The following is a 26,874-nucleotide window of genomic DNA, read 5'->3' as shown; positions in this document are numbered from 1 at the left end:
CCCGGATATCAGTTGTTTATCACCAGCCCTTTGGCCGGTGGTTTCAGGAAGACTTCCACACGTCTGTTGAGCGCCTTGCCTTCCCTGCTTGTATTGGGAGCGATCGGCTCGTCGGCGCCACGTCCTTCCACCTGCACCCGCCCTGGTGTCTGGAGGACTGATTCCATGACGGCAGCAACTGCCTTTGCCCTTTCAACGGACAGGTGCCAGTTGGTCGGGAACCGCGGATTATTGCGGATCGGGTCGCTGTCCGTATGGCCGACGACCAGAATTTCACCTTCCACCTGGTCGAGGGTCTGGCTGACCTGCTCGACAAGAAGCTGGAATTCAGGGCGCAGCGTGGCAGCTGCGACGTCGAACTGCGCGCGCATGCGCAACATGATCGCCGGTCCCGCCTGCGAAATTTCCAGGCCATCGATACCTGCCAGCTGTGCGGAGACAGTATCGATTGCCGCATCTTCCGGCGGTGGTGGCGCGGGTGGCGGTTTGGGTTGGTAGCCTTCGCGCGCCAGTTCAATCGGGCCTGACGGGTAAAGCGCACTTGCGCGTCCAGCGACAACTTCGCTTCCGCTCGACAGAAGAAGCATCAAGGTGACGTAGCCCCCAAGAAGCAATGCGCCTGCAACGGCCGCGATCGACCAGATCGGCACCGAGAACCCTGCCCGCTTTTGCAGGAGTTCCAAGCCGCGCCAATGGGGAGAGAGATCGTCTCCAGGCCGCGGGCGAACACGACGCAGAATTTCATGCAGGTCGCGTCGTTCGCGCTCAAGGCCCTGCTGGCCACCCTGGATCGCACGGTACTTGCCGTAAAAGCCGAGTGACAGACAGGAATGCATGACCTCCAGAACACCGTAGTTCCGACCGGGATCCTGCTTTGCCTTCTCCAGTAGCTGATAGAACTCGACACCGCCGGTTGCCTGACCGAAGAACTGGGTCAGCATGGAGTATTGCGTCCATTGGTGACGTCCGGCAGACGGCAAGTTCTGGACAATATCGTCTGATGTCGCACAGAGTGCATAGGCGGCGGAACGGATCTGGTCGTCCGTGATTCCGGCGCTCCGCAATTCTTTCTCGAACGTCTTGATGGCGCTGTAGACATCGCGCATCAACTGGTCGAACTGGGCGTCCGTCATTGTCAGGTGAAGACGGCCCAAAAGCAGAAGCAACGGGGCTGCCGCACGAGAAATCGGATTTCGATTGGCAACGCGGATCTGGTTGATGTCCGGCATATGCGCCAGTTTACCGGCACCTTGTGCAGGTGCGGCCGCCGGCTGTGGCGCAGCGCCTTGCGGTGCCTGGTAACCGCCTGGCGGGGTTCTGAGATCCGGTGCCTGCTGTTGGCCATACTCATACCCGGCTGGCGTTGGAGCGTAAGGATCACGTCCTCCGCCGCCTCCCCCGCTTTGCCACGGATCCGAGCCACCGGAAGGCGGATTGTGTGGCGGTGGCGGAGCTGCCTGTCCAGGAGGCGCCTGACCGGGAACCTGTTGTGGCGGCGGCGCAGGTTGCTGAGGCGGCTGCCCGGGTTGTCCTGGCTGGCCTTCGCTCCATCGCCCGCCCGGATTGGGCATTACAATTGTCTTTCCCTTGCGTTTGGAAACGCCAAAGGGATCGTCATTGTCCGACATCAGCGGCCCTCCCGGACGGCATAGAACTCAAGCTGCAGATCCGGCCAGTTGCCGGAGAATTGCAGCCCGATCGCCGAGTCCTGGCTAAATTCGCGCCAAAGCGGGGTCGTCTTGTCCAGCCTGAAGTAGACACGGTCCGTGAGAGCCCGGATCTGTGCCGGTGGTACCGGCATGTGGATCAGCGGAATACCCGGCAGGTTGGAGTAGACGATCTGGCGCATCTGACCGAAGGGGCCAACCTTGAAGAGCCTTGGAAACTCGTTCTGAATTTCCGTCAAAGGCCTGCGGGCAGCCACTTCGATGACAAAGCCCGCCTGCGAGAACAGGTTGCGATCGACAATGGTCGACTTGAACGCATTCGGCGCCAGCTGTTCCAGAGGCAAGCGGATTGCCCGCCGGTCGTAGCCAGCCGACAGGAACGCCTGTATGTCGGCCAGGACAGGCTTGAAGATATCATGCAGCTTGTCGTGGTCATAAACGGGATAGTTGCGCGCTCGGCGCTCTTCCGTTGCGAACGTTGCAAGCTCCCCCGCCAGCTGCAGGAACAGTATGTACAGCCGCTCCGGATGCACATAAGCCGATTTGCGCAGGTGCATCAGCAAAGGATAAGTGCGGTTGAGCAGCTGCAACGTCAGATAATCGAAATTCTGCAATCCGCCCCCGGCGGACGTATCGGCGGCGTAACGCGCCAGTTCGCTCAGTTTGCGCTCCACCCAGCCAATGACGGAGTCAATCCAGCCGGTGATGACAGGATGCACATGACAGGCAAGTACCGGCGGCGCAAAGGAACCATCGGTTATGACAATGCGATCCTTGATTTCCGTGATACGGGCGACCGGCAGGCAGACCTGACCGGGATGTGGTGTCGAGCGAATCGAATACTGCAGGCGCGGATGCGCAACATCGATCTCCTCCTCCTGGCGGATGGTGGAGGTGGAATCGATGATCGTCTCCCTGCCCTGAATATATCTCGTGGCGGCATCGTCGCGGCCATTGGCGACTTCCACCGCATTGACGGTCGTCTCGGGAATTCCCAGCCAGACGATTTGTCCTGCCGCGTCCTCCGGAACGTCGATTGCAGGCGGCGGTGTGCCGTCGGCCGGGAAGTTGAACACCGTTCCGTCGGAGAATATGCCTCGGCCATAGCGAAGCGCGAACCGGCATTGCTGTCCTACGTCCTGATCTATTTCCAGCTCGGAAAAGCCCCAGGGATAGGGAGAGGCAAAACGGACCCGTTCGTCCAGCATATGCTCCGCGTACCGGTCGCTCTGCTGGAGATGATGAGGCCGCAGAAACAAGCCTTCGGTCCATGCAACCTTGCTATACCACGACATAAAGGTACTGCTCCCTTAACACTTTCGCGCCTTCGCGCTCTTAAAACTGGCAAAGGTCTTAATTCATCAGTCCGGAGCTCTGCTCCGGATCGTCACTGCTCAATTCTTCATAACCTTCGGTAAAGTATTGCGTGAAAAGCCCGACCACGCCATCGTCGTACGAACCGGACAAGGAACTCCAGCGTTCCTCGATCCGCTCCCATAGCTTGGCCTTCTGGTTACCGAATGTACTCTTGGCGACCTGGCCTTCTGCTTCGATCGCCTTGGGGGAAAGCTTTTCTTCAAATCTTCCTGCAGCTTTCTGCATGGCTGCATAGGTCCAGACATGATGTTTCTGGATGTCCTTGAAAGCAGCCTGCATGGCCTTTGAAATCGGCAAATACCCGTTTTCTTCCGCTCCTGGAGCCAGCATCGTCTGCAATGCCATTTGCGGTGTCGGCGAAAACTTCAGGGCATTGTTCCCGCTACGCATGATCAGCGTGCGATTGGCGTTCCGGGTCATGGCTTTCACCTGACTGCGTGCCTGCAAAAGACCCATCAAGTCGCCGGTGATGCCTTGCAATATGGCGCCGACTTCCCTGGCAAATTCTTCCGGATCGCGGCCGGCTAGCGTTGCAGCCGGGATACCGGCTCCTTCGGCGAAGGCCTTGATGAAATCAACATTGGCCGCCGGAATATTAGCCGGCTCAACATCAACCTTTGCAACCGCCGCTGTGTCTGCCTTCGCTGGTTCTTGCGGGGCAACAACAGGCATGGCCGCAGGTGCAGCTTGCTCCACTGGAGCCGGTTGTTCAGGCTGTGGTTCCTGGACCGTTGCCGGCTGTGTTTCCTCTGCCTCTGGCGCGCTCCAGACAGGCGCTTCGGGAAACGGCGACGCTGTGGGCTCTCCTGCAGGTGGCGGAGCAGATTCGGCCGCCGGTTGCTGGGTTGGTGCCTCTGGTTGAAGATCCGGCATCTGGAAAAGCGGCTCAGCACTTTCCTGCGCCGGGTTTTCAGACAGCGCCGGAAACGGAGATTGCGCTTCAGGTTCCGGAAATCCAAAAAGCGGCTCTGCGGGTGCGGCTCCGGCAGATTGAAGATGCGGTTGCTGGGCAAGATGATCCAGCGGGTCTGCTTGGGCCGGTCGAGGCGCTTCCCGTTCGCCGATGTGCGCATTCGGATCGTACAGCGAAGGATCCGCCGTACCCCAGCCGTGTCCTTGCTGGCTCCAGACATCATCTGCCGGCGTGCCTATGCCTGGATTGGAGGAAGGCGGAGCGTGTCGCCCTTCCATGCCCGCTCCCGGTGTAGCCCAGGGCCCACCCTGATTTTCCATTGGGTAATGACCAGGAGCCGCGCCCGCCGGTCCTGGTCCCGTAGGCCAGGAGGAGCCACCACCGGACATAGACGAGGTTTGAGGTGCGTCCCAAGGCTGCGGAGCAGCGGGAGCGACTGGTGCTGCGGACATGGCCGGCTGCCCGGATACGGCTTCCAGCGATACGACAATGATGTAATCGCCAATCATCAGCCGATCGCCGGAGCGCAGCACATGTGCCTTGTCCATGCGGGTCTGGCTGCCATTAAGGAAAGTGCCGTTTGTCGAATAGTCGTAAAGAACGAAATTCCCGCTTTCAAAGCGCACTTCGCAATGTTTGCCGGAAATCACCCGCTGGGGATCGGGCAGACTCCAGTCCAGATGCTCGTGCCGACCAATGTCGAAGCCTCGGTCGGCACAGCTGTAGGACAGCTGACCGCCGGTCTCCAACCGGTCAACATTTTCAATCTGGAGCGTTATGCGCATTCCCACATTTCCTCTTTGCGCTTAGGTAAAGGCTGACGAAGAGCTGCCGACAGTCACCGCGGGCATCATCCCACCTCCGGCGAAGGACAGCCCGGCAGACAGGCAAGATTTCAGAGCCTCATCCCGTTTGGCAGGCTCAAGTGTTCCAAGCGCAATCAACACAGCTGTATTCACGGCCTTGGCCGTTAGGTCGTCAGGCATGTCCACCCGGTGCTCGGGGCTGGGCGAAAGGGATCCGCCAGACCAGCCTGCAGCAAGACCGATCCAGACGGACGCGCTGTCCTTCTTGGCGGCCTCAGCCGCAGCGTGAACCGCAACACGGGCATCTTCATCCCCCTCGCGGACCCAGGTCTCGCTGAGTTTAAGAACCTGCCGGTCATCCTCGTTCTTGGCCTGATCCAGACCGGCAACGCAATTCATGCCCCACCAGACCGATTCCCGTTTCGGCAGGATATGAGCGAAATAGGCAATCGCCGACAGCGGTGCCTCGCTTTTCTGCAATTCCAGAGCATAGGCGTCCGGAGCGATATCCGTGGCCGGTTCGCTTACCGTTTCCGACAACTCCGGAAAAGTTTCAAATACCTGTCTAGCCTTTGTAAAGCGGATACGTGATCCCATCTGCTCTACTCCGTTTTTTCTCTTGGCCGCATTCGTTCAAGAACCGCAGCATCAATTGATCAGTACAAGGCCGCCCTTGAGTTTCAGCAACGCACTGCCTGTCACATTGGTCATTGTACCCTTGGCGTTGAGCATGCCCGAAGCCACGATATCGATTTTCACCGACTCGATCTTGATCGAGGCAGGCGTCATGGTGATTTTGCTGGCGCCGCAGATAAACTCGATCTTCGTTCCGGCAGTTACCTTCCAGTTCATTCCGATATCTTCGGTCGTGTTTCGGCCAACCGATTCCGTTCGGTCAACGTCGATCTGGGTCTCGCGGCAGTTTTTGACATGCAGCATTTCGTTATTCTCGATAACGGTCTCCATGTCCTTTTGGGCATGAACCCCAACAAGCTCATTCCCTTTGGTGTCATCGAGCACGAACTCGTTGTAACCGCCGCCGCCTACCGTTGAATCCGACTTGATGCCGGCTTTGTTTTTCTCGCCTGGCAGAGAATAAGGCGGCATGTTTTCCGCATTGTAGACTGTGCCGACGATGATCGGTTGATCCGGATCGCCTTCCAGGAACTGAACAATCACTTCCTGGCCGACACGCGGGATATAGATGCCGCCCCAGTTCTTGCCTGACCACACTTGCGCCACACGAACCCGCCGAGACGCAGTCTTGTCGCGGTCCCAGTGAAAGGCGACCAGGATCTGACCGTATTCGTCCACATCGATTTCGCCTTGCCCCACGACTTTTGCCGTTTGCGGGCCTGGTATTCGCGGTTTGCGGGTGATGGCCGGTGTGCGGTACGTTATACTGGCAGGCAGAACGTCATATGTCCCGGTATAGGCTTCTCCCTGGGCCCCACCACCACCGGATCGATATGCCTCGGTGATGATCCGATGGCTTGCACGCACGATCAGGTGCTCCGCGTTCTGCGGACTGTGTGGATGTTTGACTAACGCGAACAGCCCTCCTGCAAAGAACCGCGGCACTTCGCCGGCTGCTTCAATTCGCTTGTCCGCAGCCTGTTCGGCTTCCATACGAATCTTGCTGAAAGTGCTGCCCTTGTCTTTTTCGGTGTACCTTCCCGGATAGTCATAATTTTCCAGAGACCCGGCTCGATATTGAGTACCTGCATCACGCTCTGCTTCCAGCAGAGCACTCGGTTTCTCGAAATCATAATCATTGACTGCAAACTTGCCGGTCCGAAACTTGCGCGTCGGAATCCAATGGTAAAGATGCTCCGTATTCCTTTGACTGTCGCCGCCAAGCGCAATGTAGGGAATGGAGCTGTCACCCACGATCGGGCTGTAGGACGATTTGGCGTCCGCCAGAATCATGACGTGCTTGCCGTCCTTGTGCTCGAAGAAATAGGAAATTCCGAATTCTTCCATCAACCGGCAGCAGAAATCGTAATCCGATTCCCTGTACTGGACGCAGTAATGAATCGGATCATAGGCCTCAGTCAGCTTATCCTGGAAATCGGCGAAGTCATGCTCCCCCAGGACTTGCTTAATGATGTCAGGCGCGGACATGTCCTTGAAAATTCGACAATTTGAATTCTTGGTGAGCAGCCAGAACCACGGGCGTAGCGTCAATTTGTAGATGTAATAGGAATCGCGATAGCCCATCCATTTCGCATCGGTCAGAAGACCGTCGAAATGCCGCGTATCACCATTGTTGGTGACAACCTTCACCGTCATGGAAGTCGCTATGGCCTGGTCGAAATTCAGATCCTCTTTCTGACTCAGAACCTCAAGCCTGATCTCAAAATCTTCGCTGAGCCCCTCGTCGCACTCGATGGTGACAACGGAAAGCTCATCCTTGCCAAAGACCGATGTCAGCTCGGCCATTCGGTTAGCTTGTTTAAGTTGTCCTTCGGCCACGAAAGATCTCCTCGGAAATAACGCGGTTTTCTGCAAAAAGGCAGCCTGGCGGCTACCACGTTTCAGACACTAAGGCGTTTCCGGCAAAAATAGTGTGCTCAAGAACACACTTGATGCAAATACTTTGAACTTCAAACTCTTTTGTGAAGGAGGAGGCACTTGCCCCTTCCCCAACTGCGGCTAAAAAACACCGCCTGCTGCTTTTAAATACCAACCCTGCTCACCGACGTCACCCCAACAGCTCTCCTCTTGCTTATTGCCGATAAAACGACATACTGACATCAAATCGCACTTTAGTGACTTTCGCCACACTATTATTCTTATCCATATGGCACGATCCATTTCGAAGCCCAAAGCGACATCGCTTTTGAACACTCCACAAGGGAGGATTGAAATCGTGACCCCTACTGTATTTTCGCTCGACCGGAACAATGCCGCTCGGACCGGCCTTCGCCGCGCCCTCCTGGCTGCTTCCGTTTCTCTTGCCATTGCCTTGCCGGCACTTGGAGCCGCTCCGGCATTTGCCCAGGACGCCACTTATTCGGCCGATGAAGTCAGCAAGCACTTCAAGCAACTGAAAACGCGTTCACTGAAGCCGGCTGGCGGAACGCGAGCTCTTTGCATCGGTACTCGCGACGAATGTAATCCGAACGCCAAACCGGAGGAAGGCGGCCAGGTCGCAGTCTCCCAGGACGGCGCAAAGACCGAAGGTGGTGAAACGGAACAGACCCTTGTGGTCGATCCGGAAACCAACGCCATCGACGCTGCCTTCAACCTGCTGGTTTCGTTCGAATATGCCTCGGCCAAGCTCAGCACGTCCGCACAGGCCAACCTTCGTGAGTTTGCCAAGGGCATCAATGATCCCGACTTGGCCAAAGCCACATTCGTGATCGAAGGCCATACCGACGGAATTGGCTCGACCAACTACAACCAGCGTCTTTCCGAAGACCGTGCGCAGGCGGTTACGCAGTATCTGGTCAACCTCGGCGTCAGCCGGGACCGGCTGAAAACTGTTGCCTACGGCGAATCCCGGCCGAAGGTTGCGGATGTCAACGATCCGGCAAACCGCCGCGTTGAAAGCAAGCTGGTACTCGAGCAGTAATAATTCACACATCAGACATGCCGGACCGGAACTTTTCCCGGTCCGGGTCTCCTGAACAATAACCGGGACCGATCCCGGACATACCACCGGAATGCATACCGGGCTGGGGAGCACGAATGAATTTCGATCCGGAAACCTACGGCACTGAAGTAGCGCCGGGTGCTGGCTGCGGGCCGGACCTCTACGATACCGAACCCGCCTTTGCCGCACTTCTGGATTCGTGTGAGGAATTGCTGCCGGAGCGATTCAGCGAATTCGACCGATCCGAGATCGACTTTACCGACCTCTTCAAGCAGATGGACGGCTTCCTGAAGCAGTCCAGAGACTTGAGACTGCTTGTCATTCTCGCGCAGTTCGGTCTGCTGAGCGGTCAAGTCCATACGTTTGCGAACTCGATTCGCATCATTCGCAAACTGTTGGAGAACCATTGGGACGACGTCCATCCAAGCGATGCCGACTTCGGCCACATGGAACGAATCGGAGCGCTCGAATCCCTCAACAACAGGCCCACGGTCGTTCTTCCGCTGGAAGCAGCGCCCCTGCTCAAAACCAGACGGACAGGGCCCATCAGCTATCGCGCCATCCAGATTGCGGCCGGCGATGCCACGGCACGTCCGGATGAGCATACAATCTCACTTGGTGCGATTGAGGCTGCACTGACATCGGGTGAACTCGAGCAGGATGCGATTGACGAGATCCTCAAGGACCTTGGAGACCTGCCGGACGAACTTCAGACCATAGCCGAGCTGTGCACCGAAAAGCTCAAGGAGAGCGGTGCGAAAGCAGCTCCTCCCAATTATGAGGCCTTGTCCACTCTCCTGAAGGAGATGAATGCCGAACTGAACAAGCGGCTCGGACGCCTCTCCCCTGAAGAGATGGAGGTCTCTTCGTCTGAAGATACTGCAGCAGAGGCGGCAGCAGGCGACACGTCGCAGGCGTCTCAATCAGAAATCAAGAATGCCGCCCAGGCAAAACTGATTCTGGATGCTGTCGAAGACTATTTCGCCAGCCGCGAACCGTCACATCCGGCACTGTTTCTGGTGCGTGAGGCTCGCGGCCTCGTCGGCAAGTCCTACCTGGATGCCTTGAAAATACTGATGCCGCGCAGGTTCGACGACGTAGCGCTGATTCTGGGTGCGAGCGGGTTACAGCTTTCCAACGACCGACTCATCGACCTGAACGACGGTGGTGACCGGGAACTGGGCGAAATTGATGATTTCGCAGTGATGGTGATCGAAAGCCGAAGTGACGCCATGAAGGGTATTGCGGCGGTCAAGGGTTACTATTCTTCCAATGAACCCACCAGCCCGATCCCCCTTTTGCTGGACGAGGCGCAGAATATGAGTTCCGGTTCATTCACCGGTCTTCTCAACCTCTTCCTGAGGCCGGAGGAGGACTGATTCAACTGCCATTACAACCCCTATGTTACCTAGGGTTTTCAGCTTCTTACTTGACACCAATGGCCAACGGGTCCTCAATATTTCGAGAAAAAAATAAACCATCGATCATGTGACCGTGATCACTTCCCGTTCCCCAGAAACGCAGTACATAGATATCAACGAAACGCAGCGCCGACCTAAGTACAGCAATTAGCAAACAAGAGTTACGCGCTAGTATTTGACTAAAATTGACCTTTTTTCTTCTGGGTCATGAAAATGAAAGGCAAGTACAATGGCATCGAACAGCGGGCAAGGCTTTATCAAGCGCAACAGACCTCCGCGGGTCCACATTTTCTATGAAGATCCGTTTGACGCGGAACAGAAGGTGGAACTGCCATTCGTCATGGGCATCATGGCCGATCTTTCCGGCGACAACCCTGGCGTGGAAAAAGCCGATATCGATGACCGCAAGTTCCTCGACATCGACATGGACAACTTTTCCAAACGCATGGAAGCAATTGAACCTGGCACCTCCTTCACCGTGAAGGACAAGCTGTCCGGCGAAGAAAACTCCAAAATGAGCGTCCAGCTGCGTTTCAAGAGCATGGACGACTTCACCCCGGGACGCGTTGCCGAACAGGTTCCGGCACTCAAGAAGCTGCTCGATGCACGCCGCAGCCTGGCTGCATTGCGCACCATGATGGACGGACGTGTCCAGGCGATCTCCCAGCTTGAGGAGCTGACCCGGGACCCGGCCCTGATGCAGGCACTTGCTCAGAAAATCGAAGCCGACAAGGCATCGTCCGCCGACAAGCAGGCAGACGGCGACGGCACGGAGGAGGCATAAATGAGCAGCACCGATACCAGCGCCCAGGCAAGTGGCGCAGCAGCCGGCGAAGTTGCGGTTGAGAAGAGCCCCGAGGAGTTCGCCTCGATCCTGAAACAGAATTTCCGGATCAAGAACGAAAACGATACGGCCAATCAGCTGGTTGACAACGCCATGTCGACCTTCCTCGCCGAAGCCCTGTCCGATCAGGCGCTTATCAAGGAAGACGTCTACGACACGATCGATGAGATGATCGCAAAGCTGGACGAAAAACTGACGGCTCAGGTGAACGAGATCATTCACGCCGAGGAGTTCCAGACACTTGAGAGTGCCTGGCGCGGGATCGATTACCTCGTGCACCAGTCTGAAACCGACGCATCGCTCAAGCTTCAGTTCCTGAACATCTCCAAGAAAGAACTTGCAGGCGTGTTCAAGAGCTACCGCGGCGCCAAGTGGGATCAGAGCCCGCTGTTCAAGCAGATCTATGAAGCTGAATTCGGCCAGTTGGGTGGTCAGCCCTACGGCTGTCTCGTGGGTGACTATGAGTTCTCCTACGACCCGCAGGACATCACCGTGCTGCGCGGCATGGCAAAGATCGCTTCGGCAGCCCATGCACCGTTCCTGGCAGCGGCCAATCCGCAACTGATGCAGATGGACAGCTGGACGGAACTGCCGGCCAAGCGTGATCTGTCCAAGATCTTCGATACGGAGATCCATGCCCAGTGGCGGACGCTGCGGGAATCCGAGGACTCCCGTTACCTTGGTCTGACAATGCCCCGCGTGCTGGCTCGCCAGCCCTACGGTGCGAAGTCCGACCCGGTGGAAGAATTCGCCTTCGAAGAAGAGTTCGGCGAAGACAGCCACGAGAATTACGCCTGGATGAGCTCGGCTTATGCCATGGCAACCAACGTCAACCGTGCCTACAAGGAATTCGGTTGGACTGTGCGCATCCGCGGCGTCGAAAGCGGTGGTCTGGTGGAAAACCTGCCGACCCACGTCTTTGAAACCGACGATGGCGGTGTGGACCAGAAGTGCCCTGCGGAAATCGCGATTTCCGACCGGCGCGAACACGAGATCTCCCGTCTGGGCCTGATCCCGCTGATCCACCGCAAGAATACGGACCAGGCAGCCTTCCTTGGAGCTCAGTCCGTCTTCAAACCGCGCCAGTTCTCCGGACCGGACGGCAAGGATGCAACGGCATCGGACAACCTGTCTGCCCGCCTGCCCTACATGTTCGCGACCACTCGTTTCGCCCACTACCTGAAAGTGATGGTGCGCAACAAGATCGGTTCGACCAAGGAATCGGCGCAGCTGCAGCGTTGGCTGAATGACTGGATCATGGACTACGTCGATGGTGATCCGGACAACTCGACCGAGGAAACCAAAGCGCGCAAGCCGCTGCGGGAAGCCAAGGTCACTATCGTGCCCGACGAGGAAAACCCCGGATATTACCGGGCCCAGTTCTTCCTTCGTCCGCACTATCAGCTGGAAGGCATGGACATCGGCATGAGCCTGGCGTCCCGCATTCCGCAAGACGGTAATTGATTTCACAAATTGCCGGCGGGGCGGCAGCCTGCCCCCCGGCATGCATCCCACGGGATGCAGCCCGGTTTTCCCGGGCGGAGGTACAAACAAGGTGCGCAAGCGCCTAGGGGTTTGGACCGCGAGGTCCGAGGTAGTTGTCAGGAATAGCAGAGTTTGAGCCAGGAACATTTACCTGGCCCTCAACAACCAAGAGGATCTATTAAAATGGCCGTCGATTTTTATCTGGAACTTGAAGGTATCAAAGGCGAAGCACAGGACAAGACCCATAAGGACAAGATTGACGTCCTTTCCTGGTCCTGGGGCGCTTCCCAGTCCGGCACCACCCACATGGGTTCGGGCTCCGGCTCCGGCAAGGCACACTTCCAGGATCTGAGCATCACCAAGTTCGTCGACAAATCCACCCCTGTGCTTCTGCAGCACGTGTCGACCGGCAAGCATATCACCAAAGGCACTCTCTTTGTTCGCAAAGCTGCCGGTGATAACCCGCTGGAATACATCAAGCTCGAAATGAAGGACATTATCGTGACCAACGTTTCGACCGGCGGCAGTGGCTCCGACGATCGCATCACGGAGAGCGTCACGCTGAACTTCGGTGAGTACAAGTACATCTACACCGAACAGAAGCCGGACGGCTCCAAGGGCGCAGCCCCTGAGTTTGCCTGGGACATTGCAGCAAACGAAAAGAAATAAGGCTTCGGCCTGCAGGGCTGCCGCGCTTCGGCGCGGCAGCCTTCTTTGGTTTGGACCGGCGATGCAGACTTTCAACTTTCGAAGCGGCACCGCCACGGTCACACTTAGGAATTTCCGGGGCAGCAGTCAGCGTGGGCTTGGCCGATGGCTAAATCAAATGTGAAAATGCACTCCCCGCTGATGTGGGCCTTCCGTGCAATGGACGACCCAGACTACAAGGCCGCTCAGGACAGGCAAAAAGAAGCACAGAACGGCGCCAACCTCAGGTCCGGTCGGCGGCTTTCCAGATCCTACGGTGTCTCTGAACACACGCTGCTTTCCGAAGTCCGGCAAGATCTGCAGGCGCTTCTCAATACGGTCAACCTCAATTCCACTCAGGACCTTTCCGATTTTCCGGAAGTTGAGAGCTCGATCATCAATTACGGATTGCCAGACCTTTCTGTCCATATTGTTGACAGCGTTCGCATTGATCGACTTGCCGAAGACATCCGACAGGCCCTCATCCATTTCGAACCGCGCATGGACCCGCGCACGCTCAAGGTCGAGCGGGACGACAAGGTCGAAAGCGATACCTTCAAGGTAAGATTTCTCATCAAGGCAGAAATACGCTGCGATCCGATCCGGGTCGCGAGTGAATTCGTAGCCGACGTCGACCCTGCTTTCGGCCGTATCAAAATCATCGGGGCAACTGCATGAACCGGGAATTTCTCGACCTCTATAATCAGGAACTCACCTACCTGCGAGAACAAGGGGCGTCATTCGCGGAGGCCTATCCTGCTGTAGCAGAACGCCTGGGTGGGCTTCTGGAAGACCGTTCCGACCCCATGCTGTCCGGATTGCTTGAAGGTACTGCCTTCCTGTCAGCTCGCGTGCAGCTGAAAATGAAGCATGAGTTCGCCGAATTCACTTCCAACCTGTTCGAACAACTATATCCAACCGCGCTGGCGCCCATTCCCTCTCTGGTACTTGCCCGCGTTACGCCGAAATATGGCGACGCGAATTTGCGCAACGGCATAAAGGTCGATCGCCATGCTCCCATGGAGGCCGTCTTCCGTGAACGCCAGGGAGAGGTTCGCTGCAGGTTCACTCTCACCTCTCCTATTACGTTGACGCCCCTGGAGCTGACAGCTGCAAAGTACCTGAGTTCAGCTGCGCAGGTCTCCGGTCTCGGTGCGGAGATGGCTGAAGACAGACGCACGCGCGCAGGTCTGTCCATCACGTTCACACACCGCATGTCCGAGGATCCGGAAAACGAGGTTTCAGCCGAAGAAGCCTTGAAGAAACCAGAATACCAGGTGGCCGGCTGTCGGATCGATTCACTTCCCGTCCGATTGATCGGACCTCTGGATCTGGCTGCGAAGGTCTATGAACAGATCTTCGGACATACAATCGCGCTCTACATCCGTACCGAAGACGCCTTCGGTCAGGCCAGCCTGCAGCGCCTGCCCGTCGATGCCATCGAGCAGCTGGGTTTCGATGAAGAAGATTCCCTCTTGCACAACGACTTGCGCCTGTTCACCGGCTTTGATCACTTGCGCGACTATTTCAACTTTCCGCGCAGCTTCCTCGGGTTCCGTCTGACGGGACTGCGCCGTTACCTGGATAGGGTCAAGGCAAAAGCATTCGATCTGGTCTTCGTGTTCGATGAAGCAGAAAACCGGTTGCCTGCTCACGTTGAACGCAAGATTTTCGCGCTTCACTCAGCACCGGCCGTCAACTTGTTCGAAAGGCAGACTGACCGGGTGCCGATCAAGAAAGGGCAGCACGAGTTTGCTGTCATCACGGACCGGACACGGCCACTGGATTATGAAGTGCATGCCGTCACTGAAGTTTCCGCCCACTTCTCAGGAGGCGAGAAACGACCGGTTGAGCCGCTCTACAGCGTTGCACCAGACACTGAAAAAGCCGGTCACGAGTGGTTTTATACCATTCGTCGTTTGCCGCGACGCCAGTCGTCTTCCGAAATCCGGCGCATGCAGCCGAGCCACTACATAGGTACAGAAACCTTCATCTCTATCTCAAGCGGAGCGCAGGCTGCCGCCCTGCTGCAAACCGGCAAGAAACGTCTTTCGGAACTATCACTGAAGGTATTGGCATCCAACCGATCGCTTGCCGCAGATCTCCCCGTGGGAACCAACCCGGACAAGTCCGAGATTGGGGATTTTCGCATACTGGAGGATATCGGCCTCAAGGTAGATTGTGTCGCCGGACCGACGTCCCCGAGGCCACCGCTTCTTTCCTACAATGAAAGGCTGGGCGAACAGGGCCACGCTGGCGCCATTGCCTGGCGGCTCATTAACATTCTGGCCTTGAACCATACCGGCCTTGTACACGATGCGGCAGGTCAGGACGGTCGGTCTTTCCGCGATGTGCTGAGCGTGTTCGCGCCACTTTCCGACAGTTCAGCAGACCGGCAGGCCCAGTCTGTTCGGTCGGTTTCGACAAGGCCAGTTGTGCGCCGCCTGCAACAGAAGTCCGGCACAGGTGTCGCCAGGGGGCTCGAAATCACGATCACGCTCGATGACAAGGCTTTTGAAGGGGCGAGTGCCTTTCTGATGGGGGCTGTCCTCGACCGGTTTGTCGCCGAATACGCCTCCATCAATCACTTCACGCAGTGTGTGATCGCAACGACAGAGCGCGGCGTTATCATGAAGTGGCCTCCGCGGATCGGCGCGAAAGGAATTCTATGAGCGGTCCGGCAGACAAGGATCTGACGAAAACCCGTGTTGCACGGGACAAGACCGTTGTGCCTTCATCCTCCCGGAAGGCCCCGGCATGGCCGACCAAAGAGGAGACGGAGACGGCAGTCAAAACTGATCAGAAGGCCGACGCTGACGATATCTGGACCGTAAAACCGCAGGACAACAACACACCTGCGGACGAGGCAGAAGCGTCCGCCATCAAGTCGCCCGCGATTGAATCTGCCGCGATCACATCGCCAGAACACGCCGCTCCCTCACCTGCCGACACACAACCAGAAACGCCTGCCCCACAAATCGATCCTCCAGCTGAGACCCCTGCCGAGGTTACGGAAGAGGTGATTGAAACGCAGGCCGAAGAGACTGCGTCTGATCCAACAGCTGAGGACGCAGTACCGGAAAGCCCGCGTATCGAGGTGCCGGTCCAGCAGCAATACGCGTCGTTGCTTGCAGCCCTTGGGGACCGCATCGAGAAGCATCCAGGTGGACATGATCTGCTGGCAGTGCTGAGAATGCTCGAAGGCCAGACCGCTCCGGGAATATCAGAAAGCGGAATTAAGCCGAAGAACGCCGATGAGCCCGCTCCACCCAGGATCGGCAAGAGCCGGCGCATGATGGAAGACATCGTTCGCTTCGGTCAGGACCCGTCCAGCGAATTCGCCACGTCGACCATTGAGCGTGCGACAAAGGACGGTGACGGCGGCCTGGTCTTGCTGGAACGCTTCCTTGGTTTGCTTGGACCGCAAGGCGCTCTGCCATCCGCCTATACCGACGAAGCGATCATGCGCGGACTCAGAGGCGATGACAGTTTTCCAAGATTCCTTGACCTATTCAACAACCGCTTCGTGCAGTTGTTCTACCGCGCGTGGGCCGATGCCAGACCGATCGTTCAACATGACCGTCCAGACGACGACCGGTTTCTCGCCTATCTCGGGTCGGCGATCGGCATCGGCACCCCGTTTTACCGGGACCTCGACAGGATCGACGATCGGCTCAAGCTGCTCTATGCGGGCCTTATGGCCCCCAAGACAAAGAGCGCCGCTCGTCTGAAGGCCCTCATCACGGGCGTTTTCGATGTCCGGGTAGAGATTGATCAATGTGTCGGGACGTGGCTGCATCTGGACAAGGACGATCAGCTCAAGCTTGGAGGTTTCGGGCCAGGCGGAGCCGGGCAACTTGGCGCCGACACGATCGTTGGATCCAAGGTCTATAGTGTGAGTGACAAGATCCGGATCAGGATTTTCACGAGCAGTCTGGAGGAATATCGGCAGTTTCTCCCGCCAACCCGGGCAAGACCCAATCCCTGGACAGAGAAGCTTTTCGACCTCATCGATTTTTATCTGGGTCTGGAAATTGAATATGAAATTGAACTTGCGCTGCCGAAGAGATGCGCATCCGCTGTCCGGATGGATGCCAACAACTCCGCAACGCTTGGACATATCGGCTGGCTGAAGCCTGCCGCTTCCGGCCCCGACGACGATACTGACCTGGAGGCCGAAGAAGAAGAAATGCTTACCGACACCCGTTTCCGGCCTGTGCGTCGCCACACCACAGTCTACCAATAGGTCTCAAGTCTGAAGGACCGATATTATGAATGACATTACGGTTGAAAAAGTTGTCAACAAGACCAACTCAACTGCCTACGACAGCCTGGACAAGGCCATGAGGCTTACGAAGGATGCCGGCCACCGGCATCTCGAGCTGGTCCACTGGTTTTACTATCTGATCCGCAACGAAAATTCTGATGTATTTCATATTCTGCGGCATTTCGACGTCGATCTCGGCACCCTGGACAAGGACCTGCAGGCCGCGCTTGCAGAGTTCAAGATCAACCAGACCGAACTTCCGTCCATGTCCAAGCCTTTCCGCGAAGCGCTGGAAGGAGCCTGGTTCGTTGGCACGCTGACATACGGCGACTACAAAATCCGCACGGCCTATGTCCTTCTTTTCATGCTTGGCGAAGAGAGCACCCGCACGCAGCTTTTCCAGCTGTCCAAGGCTCTCAACAAGCTCAAGCACGATGAAATCGCGAACAACCTTGACGCCATCGCCGGATCATCCGGTGAAGTGCGGGCGAGGCCCATCGACGGTTCAAGTCCAGCCTCCGGTAGCGCAGCAGGCGAACCGGGCGCAGAGCCGCTCGCGGCAGGAGGCCCCGGGGAAGATGCACTCAGTCAGTTCACTGTAGATTTCACAGCTCGTGCGCGGGCAAAGGAATTCGATCCGATCGTCGGCCGCGACGAAGAAATCCGGCAAGTCATCGACGTTCTGATGCGCCGCCGCCAGAACAACCCGATCCTGACCGGCGAAGCCGGCGTCGGCAAAACGGCTATCGTCGAGGGCTTTGCGCAGAAAATCGTTGCCGGTGATGTTCCGCCCGCGCTCCTGGGCACCCGCCTTTGTGCGCTGGATCTCGGCTTGCTTCAGGCCGGCGCGTCGATGAAAGGCGAATTCGAGAAACGTTTGCGCGCGGTCATTGATGCCGTCCATGGTTCCATCGTGCCGACGATCCTGTTTATTGATGAAGCCCATACGTTGATCGGAGCCGGCGGCGCTGCCGGAACGGGCGATGCGGCTAACCTTCTGAAGCCTGCCCTTGCCCGCGGCACACTCAGGACCGTCGCGGCTACGACGTGGTCGGAATACCGCCAGCATTTTGAAAAAGACCCGGCCCTGACACGGCGCTTCCAGCCCGTGCAGGTTGACGAACCGGATGAGGAAAAGTGCTTTGCCATGGTGCGCGGCCTGCTTGGCCCGATGGAAGATCATCACCAGGTTCGCATCCTTGATAGCGCTGTGCGGTCAGCGGTATCTTTGTCACATCGCTACATTCCAGCACGCCAGCTGCCGGACAAGGCGGTCAGCGTTCTCGACACCGCCTCGGCACGTGTCAACATCTCGCAAGCAGCACAGCCAGCCCGGTTGCTGGACCTGGTTGCCCGAAAAGGTTTTCTGGAGACAGAGAAAAAGGCCCTGACCAACGATGCCGAACTGGGCCTGGAGCATCAGGAACAGCTCGAGGCACTGTCCAACGCGATTACGGAAACCGAAAGCGACATTGAGACTGTCCGCAATCAGTGGGAAAACGAGCGGAAACTGGTAGCCGGAATCCGGCGTTTGAATGCCGCTCTTGCAAAGCTTCGCGGTGTTGATCCTGCGCCTCATCCGGAAAGCGAGGCAATCGAAGATCCGCAGCACGACAAGCCCGCTCTAGTTCCGATCGACGAGATCGAGCTTGAACTTGACGTCGACCTGACCAACGAAGACGCCATTCGCGAAGCGCTCCAGGCGATGCGCACGGAGCTTTCCGAAATCCCCGAAGACGATCGCATGGTCTATGCCTATGTCGACGATGAGGCCGTCGCCAGCATCATTTCCGACTGGACCGGCATTCCGGTCGGGCGGATGGTGCAGGACGAAATGCAGACGATCCTGTCGCTGACCGACAGCCTCAACAAACGCGTGATCGGTCAGGCCCATGGTCTGGCAATGATCTCGAAGCGCATCGAGACCAGCCGCGCCCAGTTGGGCAATCCGGACAAGCCAATCGGCGTGTTCATGCTGTGCGGCCCCTCCGGTGTTGGTAAAACCGAAACCGCCCTGGCCCTTGCCGAGACCCTTTATGGTGGTGAGGAAAGCCTGATCACCATCAATATGTCCGAATTCCAGGAAGCACATTCCGTTTCCGGTCTCAAAGGCGCTCCTCCGGGATATGTAGGTTATGGCGAAGGCGGCCGGTTGACCGAAGCCGTGCGGCGTAAGCCTTACTCGGTCGTCCTTCTGGACGAAGTCGAAAAGGCTCATCCGGATGTTCACGAAATCTTCTTCCAGGTGTTCGACAAGGGTTGGATGGAAGACGGCATGGGTCGCAAGATCGACTTCCGCAACACGTTGATACTGCTGACGTCGAATGTTGGCACTGACATCATCATGAATGCTGCAAGTCACATGCTGGACGCGCCGGTTTCCAGTAATCCGGACCTCGCGGCAACCGACCCGAACGCGCCGGATCCGGAGAAGCTCGCGGAAACCTTGAGACCGGCATTGCTCGACGTGTTCCCGCCAGCCCTGCTCGGCCGTATCGTGACCATCCCCTACTATCCGCTGTCACCATCCATGCTCGGGTTCATCGTCCGGCTTCAGCTCAACCGTATTGTCAAACGGGTCAAGCAGAACCGGGATGCCGTGCTGAGTTATGGCGACGACGTGGTGAGCCATATCGTTTCACTCTGCCGCGACCCGGACAGCGGTGGCCGCATGATCGACAACATCCTGACCAACGACCTTCTGCCGAAGCTGTCACGTGCGTTCCTCACGGCGCAAATGAACGGCGAAGAACTGAAGTGTGTGACCTTGAAAGCGACGGAAACCGGTATCGAAATCGAGCCGGCCAGCTGACATCAACCAACAAAAACGCCGGACAGGTTCTCCCACCTGTCCGGCGTTTCGATTCCGCCCGGAAATCTGCCTGATTGTCGCTGGTCCTGACTCAGCCCCCGATAAGAACGGTAAATTCCCCTGTCGTGATCGCGCCGCCCTTGGCTGTTGGATCGCCAATGCGGGCCGCGGGCAAACTTCCGATAAGAACAGTCAGCGACCCCATGATAATGGGGTCGACATTTGCCGGCGGAGGGCCGACACACACGCAAAGGTCCGTCATTCTCGCAGCAGGACGCTTGCCGATCAGGACATTGATCTTGCATGGCGGCGCAATTGGCAACCCCGGCGGAACGGGTGTCATCGGGCACATATGAAAATCGCCCAGGCGGGCAGCTGGTCTGGTCATGGCAGCCTCGTGCGTTGTTACACTCTTGCCAGAATGAACGTTCCTGCGACAAATACTGGGACCTGGATCACAGTCTGGCGTATTTCAGCGCTTCCGCAAGTCCTGTTTCACTGCACGCTCAAAATGTCGGCAATCACCGTCCGGTATTCCTGCAGATCCTTGCCCCCGACAGATTGCGGTGCTTCCGCTCCCGTCTCCATTTCAAAGGCCAGCGGGTCTGTCGGCTCTCCCCTGTGCCTGATTTCGAAATGAAGGTGCGGTCCGGTGGAAAGCCCCGTAGTTCCGACGTAACCAATCAGATCACCTGCCTGAACCACAGACCCAAGCTGGATGCCATCGGCGTATTCATGCATATGCGCGTAGCGGCTGGTAATTCCGTCCTTGTGGGTGAGTTCAATGAAATTGCCATACCCGCCTCGCACATCGCGATAGGTGACCTTTCCTGAAAAGGCCGCGTGGATCGCGGTTCCCGTGGGGGCCGCCCAATCGACACCGGCATGCAGGCGTTCCGTTTTCTTGATCGGATGAAATCTCATGCCGAACTTCGATGTCAGAACACCTTTGACCGGGACAAGCATGGCGCCGGACAAACTGACCTTGCCGCCTTCGTTCACACAGGCAAAACCGCGATTACCGGGAGCTTTCAGCACGTAGCAGCGAACTGACCAGTCGTCCCCGCGCCGAACACCGGCAAAGAGCACCCTGCCACCGCCACGCTTCTCGTCTCGAGCACTGTCCGTGAATACCAGAGTAACTCTCTCATCTGGTTTGATTGACCGCTTCAGGTCGGTCATGGGCGCCAAATATGCGATTGCCTCGCCCACGATAGAAGCGGGCACGGCATTGCGGACTGCAGTGGCATAAACACCGTCGATCAAGCGATGCGAGTTGGCAGGTTGAGTTGCCTCCTCACCCGCGATCTTCTGTTCCACGATCGTCTTGCCAAACCAGGGATCGGCGCCGGCTACATACCCGTCCCCGTCTCTCCCAACCGAATAGGCGGCTGTACCGATATACCCTTCCCGGCCGTAGATCGAAATCTGGACAGGCCGATAGTAGTCGCCAATCCGGCCTACCTTGTTCGGCATACGAACACCACGCACCGCGATCTTGTCGCCCGCGATCAAATCGCTTTTGTCAAAGTTCTCCTTGACGAATTCCACCAGTGAATCCAGGACTTCCTCGTCGAACCCTTTGCCTTTCAGGAAATCCTTGAGCGGAGCCGCTTTTGCTACCTCCTCGCGTACTTCGACCCGGCTGGGCCCCTGACCGATGGGACGCTCGGTAAGATAGAGGTTCAACGTGTCAGTTGACGGCTTCAGAAACACCGGCAAATCGGGAGACCCATCGTCCGCGGGCTGCGCATCTTCTTCAACGACTATGCCCTCGGCCTCATCCCCGCCCCCGAAATTGCCGAACTGAAAGTCCGCCTCACTACCCGGTGCGCGTATAACAAGGTTGCCGTCATCGTCCAGCATTTGGCTGTCCAGCACGTATGCGGCAACAGACGGTACCGACGCAGCACCGTCCCCGATCGCAGCGGCTGGCACTGGACGCTCCGACAAGTCTATCCGCCGATTGGCGGCACCATCCTTCAAAAGGACCGGGTCGCCCGCCAACGGAATGACTGCAGAAAGGGCCATGTCGAAAAACGGATCGGCCGGAACATCGAGATCCTCCTCGTTGGTCAACGCAGTGTCATCAACATCCTGTTCCAGGCCTTGATTATTGGCGACGGCTTCGTCCGGATCTTGCTGCGGAGCATTTTCTGGAGAGGCGCTGTCCGACACCGCTTCGGCGATCTCCTGTAACCCGATTTCCTCGGGGGGGGACAGGGATATCGCGCCGGAGGAGATCAGATGGGCAATGCCGCCAGCAGCACCGCCCAGCACCAGGAACCCGATGGCCATTGCAGCATAAAGCACAATGGGTGACCGTTTCGGAGCCGCCCCCTTGGCCGGCGCAGCTCCTGGCTTTGGTGGTGGTGTAGCGGTAGGGCCAGCTTGTGGCGCCTTTTGCGACGGACGGATCACGGTCCTGTCAAACTCTGGGCGATGAGCACCCGGATTTTGGTTGTCAGGCCATTGGACCATTGTGAGACCTTAAGCGCAGCGTCGCAGCTGCTCAGGCTGCCGAAAATCAATATCCCGATCATGCCGGATGATTGGGAAAGATGCAAAAAATGCTGTGTTTGAAAGCGCTTCGTCAGGAGCGCGGAAACGTGACCAGCTTGCTCGTGTCCTGTTCCTGCCGCGCGATCGTCCGTTTTTCTTCCGGCTCCATGTACATTTCAGGTAGATCCAGAGTGTAAACAGTGATGTCGGAACTGAGACCACGCAATTGTCCTTTCCAGATCTCAGCAACCGGATAGGACGAAGGCAGTTTCTCGGCGACCGATTGACTGACTGCGAGACGAACCTTGTGGTCCTTGGCAACGGATTCGACCCGGCTTGCCGTGTTGACGGTGGTACCCATGACGGTGAAGGAACGGCGATGTTCACCACCGATGTCGCCCACCAGAACCGGTCCGGCGTTAAGGGCTATGCGCAGGTCCAGCGGTGGTTGTCCGGTAATTTCGCGCAATCTGTCTAGCAGATTTATGATTTCTGTTGCGGCATCGACGGCCGATTTTTCGGGATGCTCGACCGTATTGGGTGCGTTCCAGACCGCCATGATCGCATCGCCGATATACTTGTCGATATACCCTTGGTGAGCGGTGATCACCTGTCCGATCCTGTCGAAACAGGAATTGACCACGCGCACCACATCCTTATCGGCGAGTTTTTCCGACATCTTGGTGAAGCCGACGATATCGATGAAGGCCACGACGACATGCCGGGTTTCCCCACCAAGCGCCGGCAATTGTTCGGAACTCGCCATCAGCTTGATGACATCCGGGGCAAGGTAGTGACCGAAGAGCCTTACCAGAGACCTCTGCCGGCGCTGCAGGATGCCGACCTTCCCGACAGCCGCGATGATTGTCGCGGTGACGAAGGCAACCGGAGCAACGCCTGGCGAAGGAAACATGCCGAGCTCCATACTGCCAAGGCTCACGCCCAGTCCGCAAAGCACTCCGCCGACAGCCACAACAGGTAAGACGACCAGCGGAAGCGACAGACCTGCGAGCGCGCCAACCACGGCAAAGATGACCGCAAATGCGGGGACGAGACCAGCGGGAGGCTCGGTCACGATCCTTCCGGCGATAGGCGAGCCGATGAAATCGGCCAGTACAAATACACCGGCGGTTTGCGGCTGTACGCGTGGTCGCCCGCTTGGCCCCGTTTCTGCCAGCTGTTCTGGCAGATGAGGCAGGAAACGGTCTGAAAAAAGATGTTCGTCTTCATAGGGCAACAGCCCGCCGAACAGTACGATGCGGCCTTCTGCAAAACGGGCAAGCTCCTGCCTGCCCTCTTCACTTTCCAGAAGCTGCAGAACGTCGATAAGCGAAAGATACGGAACGGACGTCGCGAGGCGGGCGGATGGCACCGGAATGTAGGTTTCGGCGACCTCGACACCTGCGATACCCAAAAGCGCATCGATTAGATGTGGCGAAGCGGTGAGAGGTGAATGCGGCTCGTGTCGTCGCACCACACCGTCGCTGTCAGTTGAAACGATAACCGACCTGACACCGCCCTCACCGGCTGCAGCGGAAAACATGCGTTGAGGTACGCCTATTTCGGTGTGAGCAATGAACACCTTGCCGCGGTTCTGATAGAGGAACCGCTGAAATGCCAGGTCAAAACCTTTCAATCTGGCTTCGCCGGTGCTGGGATCCACAAAGCCGTCCGCACTATAGGCAAATACAAAGTCATAGCCCAGCGCCACCGCGCCGGCATTCAGCATGGCTTGTCCGGCCTCTGCCAGAACCGGGGTCATCAGAACCCGCGGTATTGGTGCCAACCGGTCGGAGTTAAGCGCTTTTTGATCAAGGCCGACCACGACAACAGGTGCAGGACCTGCCTGCTCCTTGTTGTCCATGAGGGCCTTGATCTGGAACAGGCGGTCTGTCACCCACCCTTCCCAGATGGCCTTTTGAGCGGATAAACCGATGGCGATCCCAGCCCCTACCGCAACGAGTGCGATGAGCAAGATGAGCTGTTTTCGTCCAATGGCTGCGTCCGCGAACCGGCCGCCAAATATCATTTCACGATGACGACAGCGGTTTTCCGTCCAACCTGGACCGGGTCGATAGTGATCGTGCGCATGACGACACCATAGTCTGGCGCCTTGCCTTGCAGGAACAGCTCAACCTCAACGGCCTCGTCTTCCGGCTCACGGTTCGGCATGTCGGTCAGAATATTGTCGAGCATATCGAAGCGCTTGGGTTCACCGCCCCCAAAGGAAACAAACACCGTGTCGTATTGATCGCGCAGCTTGTTGTCGAACCGCAGCATCAATGACGCAGCTTTCTTGTTTTCCAGTGTAAGGCCACGCAGCGTGACGGTCAGACCTTTGTCAGCCTTTTCGCTGTCGGTTCCGCTGTCTGCCTGCAAGCAGTTACCCGCTCTCAGAACTTTCTGTTCAGAACCTTCTGCGGTGTATCCCTCGGAAGATACCTTGAGCACACCGGCCTGAATCCTGACTTCCTGACACGCGGAATAGTCCAGCAGGTCAACATGTCCGGTAGCGCCGAGATCGACTACGTCACCAGGCATAAGCTCGGTAAACGCGGACACATCAACACCTTCCGACTTGTCCAGCACCAGCGCAATCGGATCCGCTACTGCAGATCCGGCGGACAGCGCAAACATCAGACCCGCGAGAGCACTCGTGGCCTGCAAACTTCGCCTTGAACAGGCATGCTTCAAAATCCGTTTCATGAAGGGCTCCTGATTCCCTGGTCATTCCAAATACGCCCGGCCTTTTCGACGCAGCCCAGCGCTGACTATGGTTCGATATTACCAGAGGATGGCGAAATGAGTGTGGCCATGGTCACAAAAATTCTTTTCAAGCGCAACAAGATAGAAGGAGACCTCGCGTGTCAGCCGGCGGGCTCCGTGTAGACACCGGCAATACCCACGGCATCTGCATACTGGCCAATCAACTCAAGCAATTTTGGTGTCAGCTCGGCGCTCAGAGGTTTGCCATCGAGTGCAGCCAATACGCCGACCAATTGAGGCATCGGTTTGGCCGCCCGTACCATAACGATATGGTCCGCACCGAACGGCAGGGCAGCCCTCAAGTTCAACACGTAAGGCTTGGCTGCCTGAACCGTGGTGTCCTTGCCAAGCGGGTCTGCCTTCTTGTTGGGGGCAAGCAGACGAAGCGTGCCGTCTGCTTCCAGTGCAAACACGGCCATATTGCCTGCCTGGTCCGATTTAAGACCAACCTTGAATGCATCTCCTTCGGGGATATGCCCGACTGACGGCTGGAGTGTTCCTTCAATAGGCTGGCGCTCACGCGACAAGGCATAAAGATCGGTCAGAAAACCCCATTTGGTCACGACATCGGAAAACCGGTCGATGTTGGTCGCCTTGCCGCGCAGCACCACGTCGCCAAATTTGGTCAGGACGTCGCCTTCTTCCACATCCCAGAACAGATCCGCGGTCCCATCTTCAACGACCTTCAGGCGGCCCTCCTGTTTGCCGGCCAGCTGCTGCAATACCGGTGTGGCAGCATTGGTGCTCGCAGACAGGGTCAGGACGCCGTTTTCATGTGCGAATATCTGCTCGTTGACACGCGGCAGGACAGCGGCGCGGCTGTCACCGCTCATGGTCAGGCTGGGCGACTGGCGTCCCTCCGTTGCGACCCGTACGGTTTCCTTGAGAAACAGGCTGAGCTCATCCATGGAGATACCGCCATCGCGATCCAGATCCGCCCTTCCCTCGACACCGCGCGCAAAGGCCCAGCTCAACGCACCGCGTGGTTCACCGGCAATCAAAAGCTCCGGGATGACCTGTCCATCGACAGTAGCGCCTACGTAGATAACGTTGGGAAGGTCCTGGACGTCGCCTGTCTGCTGGGCGTTTCCGGCCAGCATGGGCGGAAGAGGTTGAGAGCGAAGGGCGTCGTTCTCGAACGGGGGTAAACCAACCAGCCGCGTCCCCAGCCGCGTGATACGCGGGTCCACGGATCGGGTCATTGTGCCCGAGTGGCAGCTATCTGCCAGAACCAGAACACTGCGTCCACCGGCAGCCCGGAGCATTGCGGCGATGTCATCGTCTCGCAGTCTCTCGCCATTACCCGGAGCTGCAATATCGAAACCGGCCAGAAGGAAGACTTCGTCCATGCCGTCTTCTTCCGAACCCTTTACCCACTCGGGCTCCTGTGCCCCATGCCCAGCATAGGACAAAACAAGAACATCATCAGCGTCCGCGCGGGAAATGAGATCCTGCCACGACGAAAGGATTGCCTGCCTTGACGCATCGGCATCGTATAGCGTGGTCAGGTCGGTAACACCGGCAGCTGTCAGTGTTTCGGCGATGTCTCGCGCATCATTGACCGCCCCCTTCAAGGGAGAAACGTGCTGATAGGCGTCGACGCCCACAACGAGTGCTCGCCACTGTCCGGCTTCCGCTGTCGAGCCAAAGCTCACTGCGATAAGAAACAGGCCGCACATTCTGGCCCAGAAATATCGTCCGGACGCCAGGCCAAATGGAACATTCATCG

General features: G+C 57.5%; 19 protein-coding genes. 9 read left to right on the top strand and 10 right to left on the bottom strand.

Annotated elements, in window-relative coordinates:
* Positions 1-8: 8 nt before the first annotated feature.
* Genes icmH through ACYQ6M_RS12825 form a run of 5 tightly spaced genes read right to left on the bottom strand, consistent with a single transcriptional unit; the run spans position 9 to position 7,274 of the window.
* Positions 9-1,628: a type IVB secretion system protein IcmH/DotU gene (gene icmH, locus ACYQ6M_RS12845; RefSeq protein WP_460074209.1), complete on the bottom strand. Its 1,620-nt coding sequence runs from the start codon at positions 1,626-1,628 to the stop codon at positions 9-11.
* On the bottom strand, positions 1,628-2,962 hold the full coding sequence (gene tssK / locus ACYQ6M_RS12840; protein WP_022999360.1) for a type VI secretion system baseplate subunit TssK: 1,335 nt from the start codon (positions 2,960-2,962) through the stop codon (positions 1,628-1,630). The genes icmH and tssK overlap by 1 nt, the downstream gene beginning before the upstream one ends.
* Positions 2,963-3,020: 58 nt before the next feature.
* Positions 3,021-4,742, bottom strand: coding sequence for a type VI secretion system-associated FHA domain protein TagH (gene tagH, locus ACYQ6M_RS12835; protein WP_460074206.1), 1,722 nt, complete (start codon positions 4,740-4,742; stop codon positions 3,021-3,023).
* A gap of 21 nt (positions 4,743-4,763) precedes the next feature.
* Positions 4,764-5,360 (bottom strand): DUF6931 family protein, encoded by a 597-nt coding sequence (locus tag ACYQ6M_RS12830; protein WP_145903418.1) that lies wholly within the window; start codon positions 5,358-5,360, stop codon positions 4,764-4,766.
* A 51-nt stretch (positions 5,361-5,411) separates the two neighbouring features.
* A complete protein-coding gene (locus tag ACYQ6M_RS12825; RefSeq protein ID WP_145903415.1) occupies positions 5,412-7,274 on the bottom strand; it encodes a type VI secretion system Vgr family protein in 1,863 nt (620 codons plus the stop codon).
* 361 nt (positions 7,275-7,635) lie between these two features.
* On the opposite strand from ACYQ6M_RS12825, the gene ACYQ6M_RS12820 reads away from it, so the two are divergent.
* The 9 genes from ACYQ6M_RS12820 to tssH all read left to right on the top strand — a co-directional run bounded on the left by ACYQ6M_RS12820 (position 7,636) and on the right by tssH (position 19,877).
* Positions 7,636-8,340 carry an OmpA family protein gene (locus tag ACYQ6M_RS12820; protein ID WP_209169173.1) on the top strand — a complete coding sequence of 235 codons (705 nt, stop codon included), beginning with the start codon at positions 7,636-7,638 and terminating at the stop codon, positions 8,338-8,340.
* Between the two features lie 116 nt (positions 8,341-8,456).
* The gene (locus ACYQ6M_RS12815; protein WP_055653998.1) at positions 8,457-9,740 is read left to right on the top strand and encodes a type VI secretion system protein TssA; all 1,284 of its coding nucleotides are present in this window, start codon (positions 8,457-8,459) and stop codon (positions 9,738-9,740) included.
* Positions 9,741-10,011: 271 nt separating this feature from the next.
* Positions 10,012-10,566 (top strand): type VI secretion system contractile sheath small subunit, encoded by a 555-nt coding sequence (tssB, locus tag ACYQ6M_RS12810; RefSeq protein WP_022999366.1) that lies wholly within the window; start codon positions 10,012-10,014, stop codon positions 10,564-10,566.
* The gene (gene tssC, locus ACYQ6M_RS12805; RefSeq protein WP_022999367.1) at positions 10,567-12,090 is read left to right on the top strand and encodes a type VI secretion system contractile sheath large subunit; all 1,524 of its coding nucleotides are present in this window, start codon (positions 10,567-10,569) and stop codon (positions 12,088-12,090) included.
* A gap of 204 nt (positions 12,091-12,294) precedes the next feature.
* Positions 12,295-12,780 carry an Hcp family type VI secretion system effector gene (locus ACYQ6M_RS12800; protein WP_022999368.1) on the top strand — a complete coding sequence of 162 codons (486 nt, stop codon included), beginning with the start codon at positions 12,295-12,297 and terminating at the stop codon, positions 12,778-12,780.
* Between the two features lie 144 nt (positions 12,781-12,924).
* Positions 12,925-13,476, top strand: coding sequence for a type VI secretion system baseplate subunit TssE (gene tssE, locus ACYQ6M_RS12795; protein ID WP_022999369.1), 552 nt, complete (start codon positions 12,925-12,927; stop codon positions 13,474-13,476).
* Positions 13,473-15,470, top strand: coding sequence for a type VI secretion system baseplate subunit TssF (gene tssF / locus ACYQ6M_RS12790; RefSeq protein ID WP_022999370.1), 1,998 nt, complete (start codon positions 13,473-13,475; stop codon positions 15,468-15,470). Before tssE ends, tssF begins: the two co-directional genes overlap by 4 nt.
* Complete coding sequence (tssG, locus tag ACYQ6M_RS12785) at positions 15,467-17,044, top strand: type VI secretion system baseplate subunit TssG (protein WP_460074201.1); 1,578 nt, start codon at positions 15,467-15,469, stop codon at positions 17,042-17,044. Before tssF ends, tssG begins: the two co-directional genes overlap by 4 nt.
* A 25-nt stretch (positions 17,045-17,069) precedes the next feature.
* On the top strand, positions 17,070-19,877 hold the full coding sequence (tssH, locus tag ACYQ6M_RS12780; protein WP_460074199.1) for a type VI secretion system ATPase TssH: 2,808 nt from the start codon (positions 17,070-17,072) through the stop codon (positions 19,875-19,877).
* A gap of 91 nt (positions 19,878-19,968) precedes the next feature.
* Here tssH and ACYQ6M_RS12775 read toward each other — a convergent pair whose 3' ends face one another.
* The 5 genes from ACYQ6M_RS12775 to ACYQ6M_RS12755 all read right to left on the bottom strand — a co-directional run bounded on the left by ACYQ6M_RS12775 (position 19,969) and on the right by ACYQ6M_RS12755 (position 26,872).
* The gene (locus ACYQ6M_RS12775; protein ID WP_031268781.1) at positions 19,969-20,265 is read right to left on the bottom strand and encodes a PAAR domain-containing protein; all 297 of its coding nucleotides are present in this window, start codon (positions 20,263-20,265) and stop codon (positions 19,969-19,971) included.
* Between the two features lie 107 nt (positions 20,266-20,372).
* Positions 20,373-22,190 (bottom strand): M23 family metallopeptidase, encoded by a 1,818-nt coding sequence (locus ACYQ6M_RS12770; protein WP_460074198.1) that lies wholly within the window; start codon positions 22,188-22,190, stop codon positions 20,373-20,375.
* 280 nt (positions 22,191-22,470) lie between these two features.
* Positions 22,471-24,354: an adenylate/guanylate cyclase domain-containing protein gene (locus ACYQ6M_RS12765; RefSeq protein WP_460074197.1), complete on the bottom strand. Its 1,884-nt coding sequence runs from the start codon at positions 24,352-24,354 to the stop codon at positions 22,471-22,473.
* A 50-nt stretch (positions 24,355-24,404) separates the two neighbouring features.
* Positions 24,405-25,085, bottom strand: coding sequence for a hypothetical protein (locus tag ACYQ6M_RS12760; protein WP_460074196.1), 681 nt, complete (start codon positions 25,083-25,085; stop codon positions 24,405-24,407).
* Between the two features lie 161 nt (positions 25,086-25,246).
* Positions 25,247-26,872, bottom strand: a complete 1,626-nt coding sequence (locus ACYQ6M_RS12755) for a caspase family protein (RefSeq protein WP_460074195.1) — start codon at positions 26,870-26,872, stop codon at positions 25,247-25,249.
* Positions 26,873-26,874: the final 2 nt, after the last annotated feature.

The organism is Roseibium sp. ROS1 (genome assembly GCF_054658215.1).
Note: the sequence above shows the minus strand (reverse complement) of the source record. Positions and strands in the feature narration are given on the sequence as shown.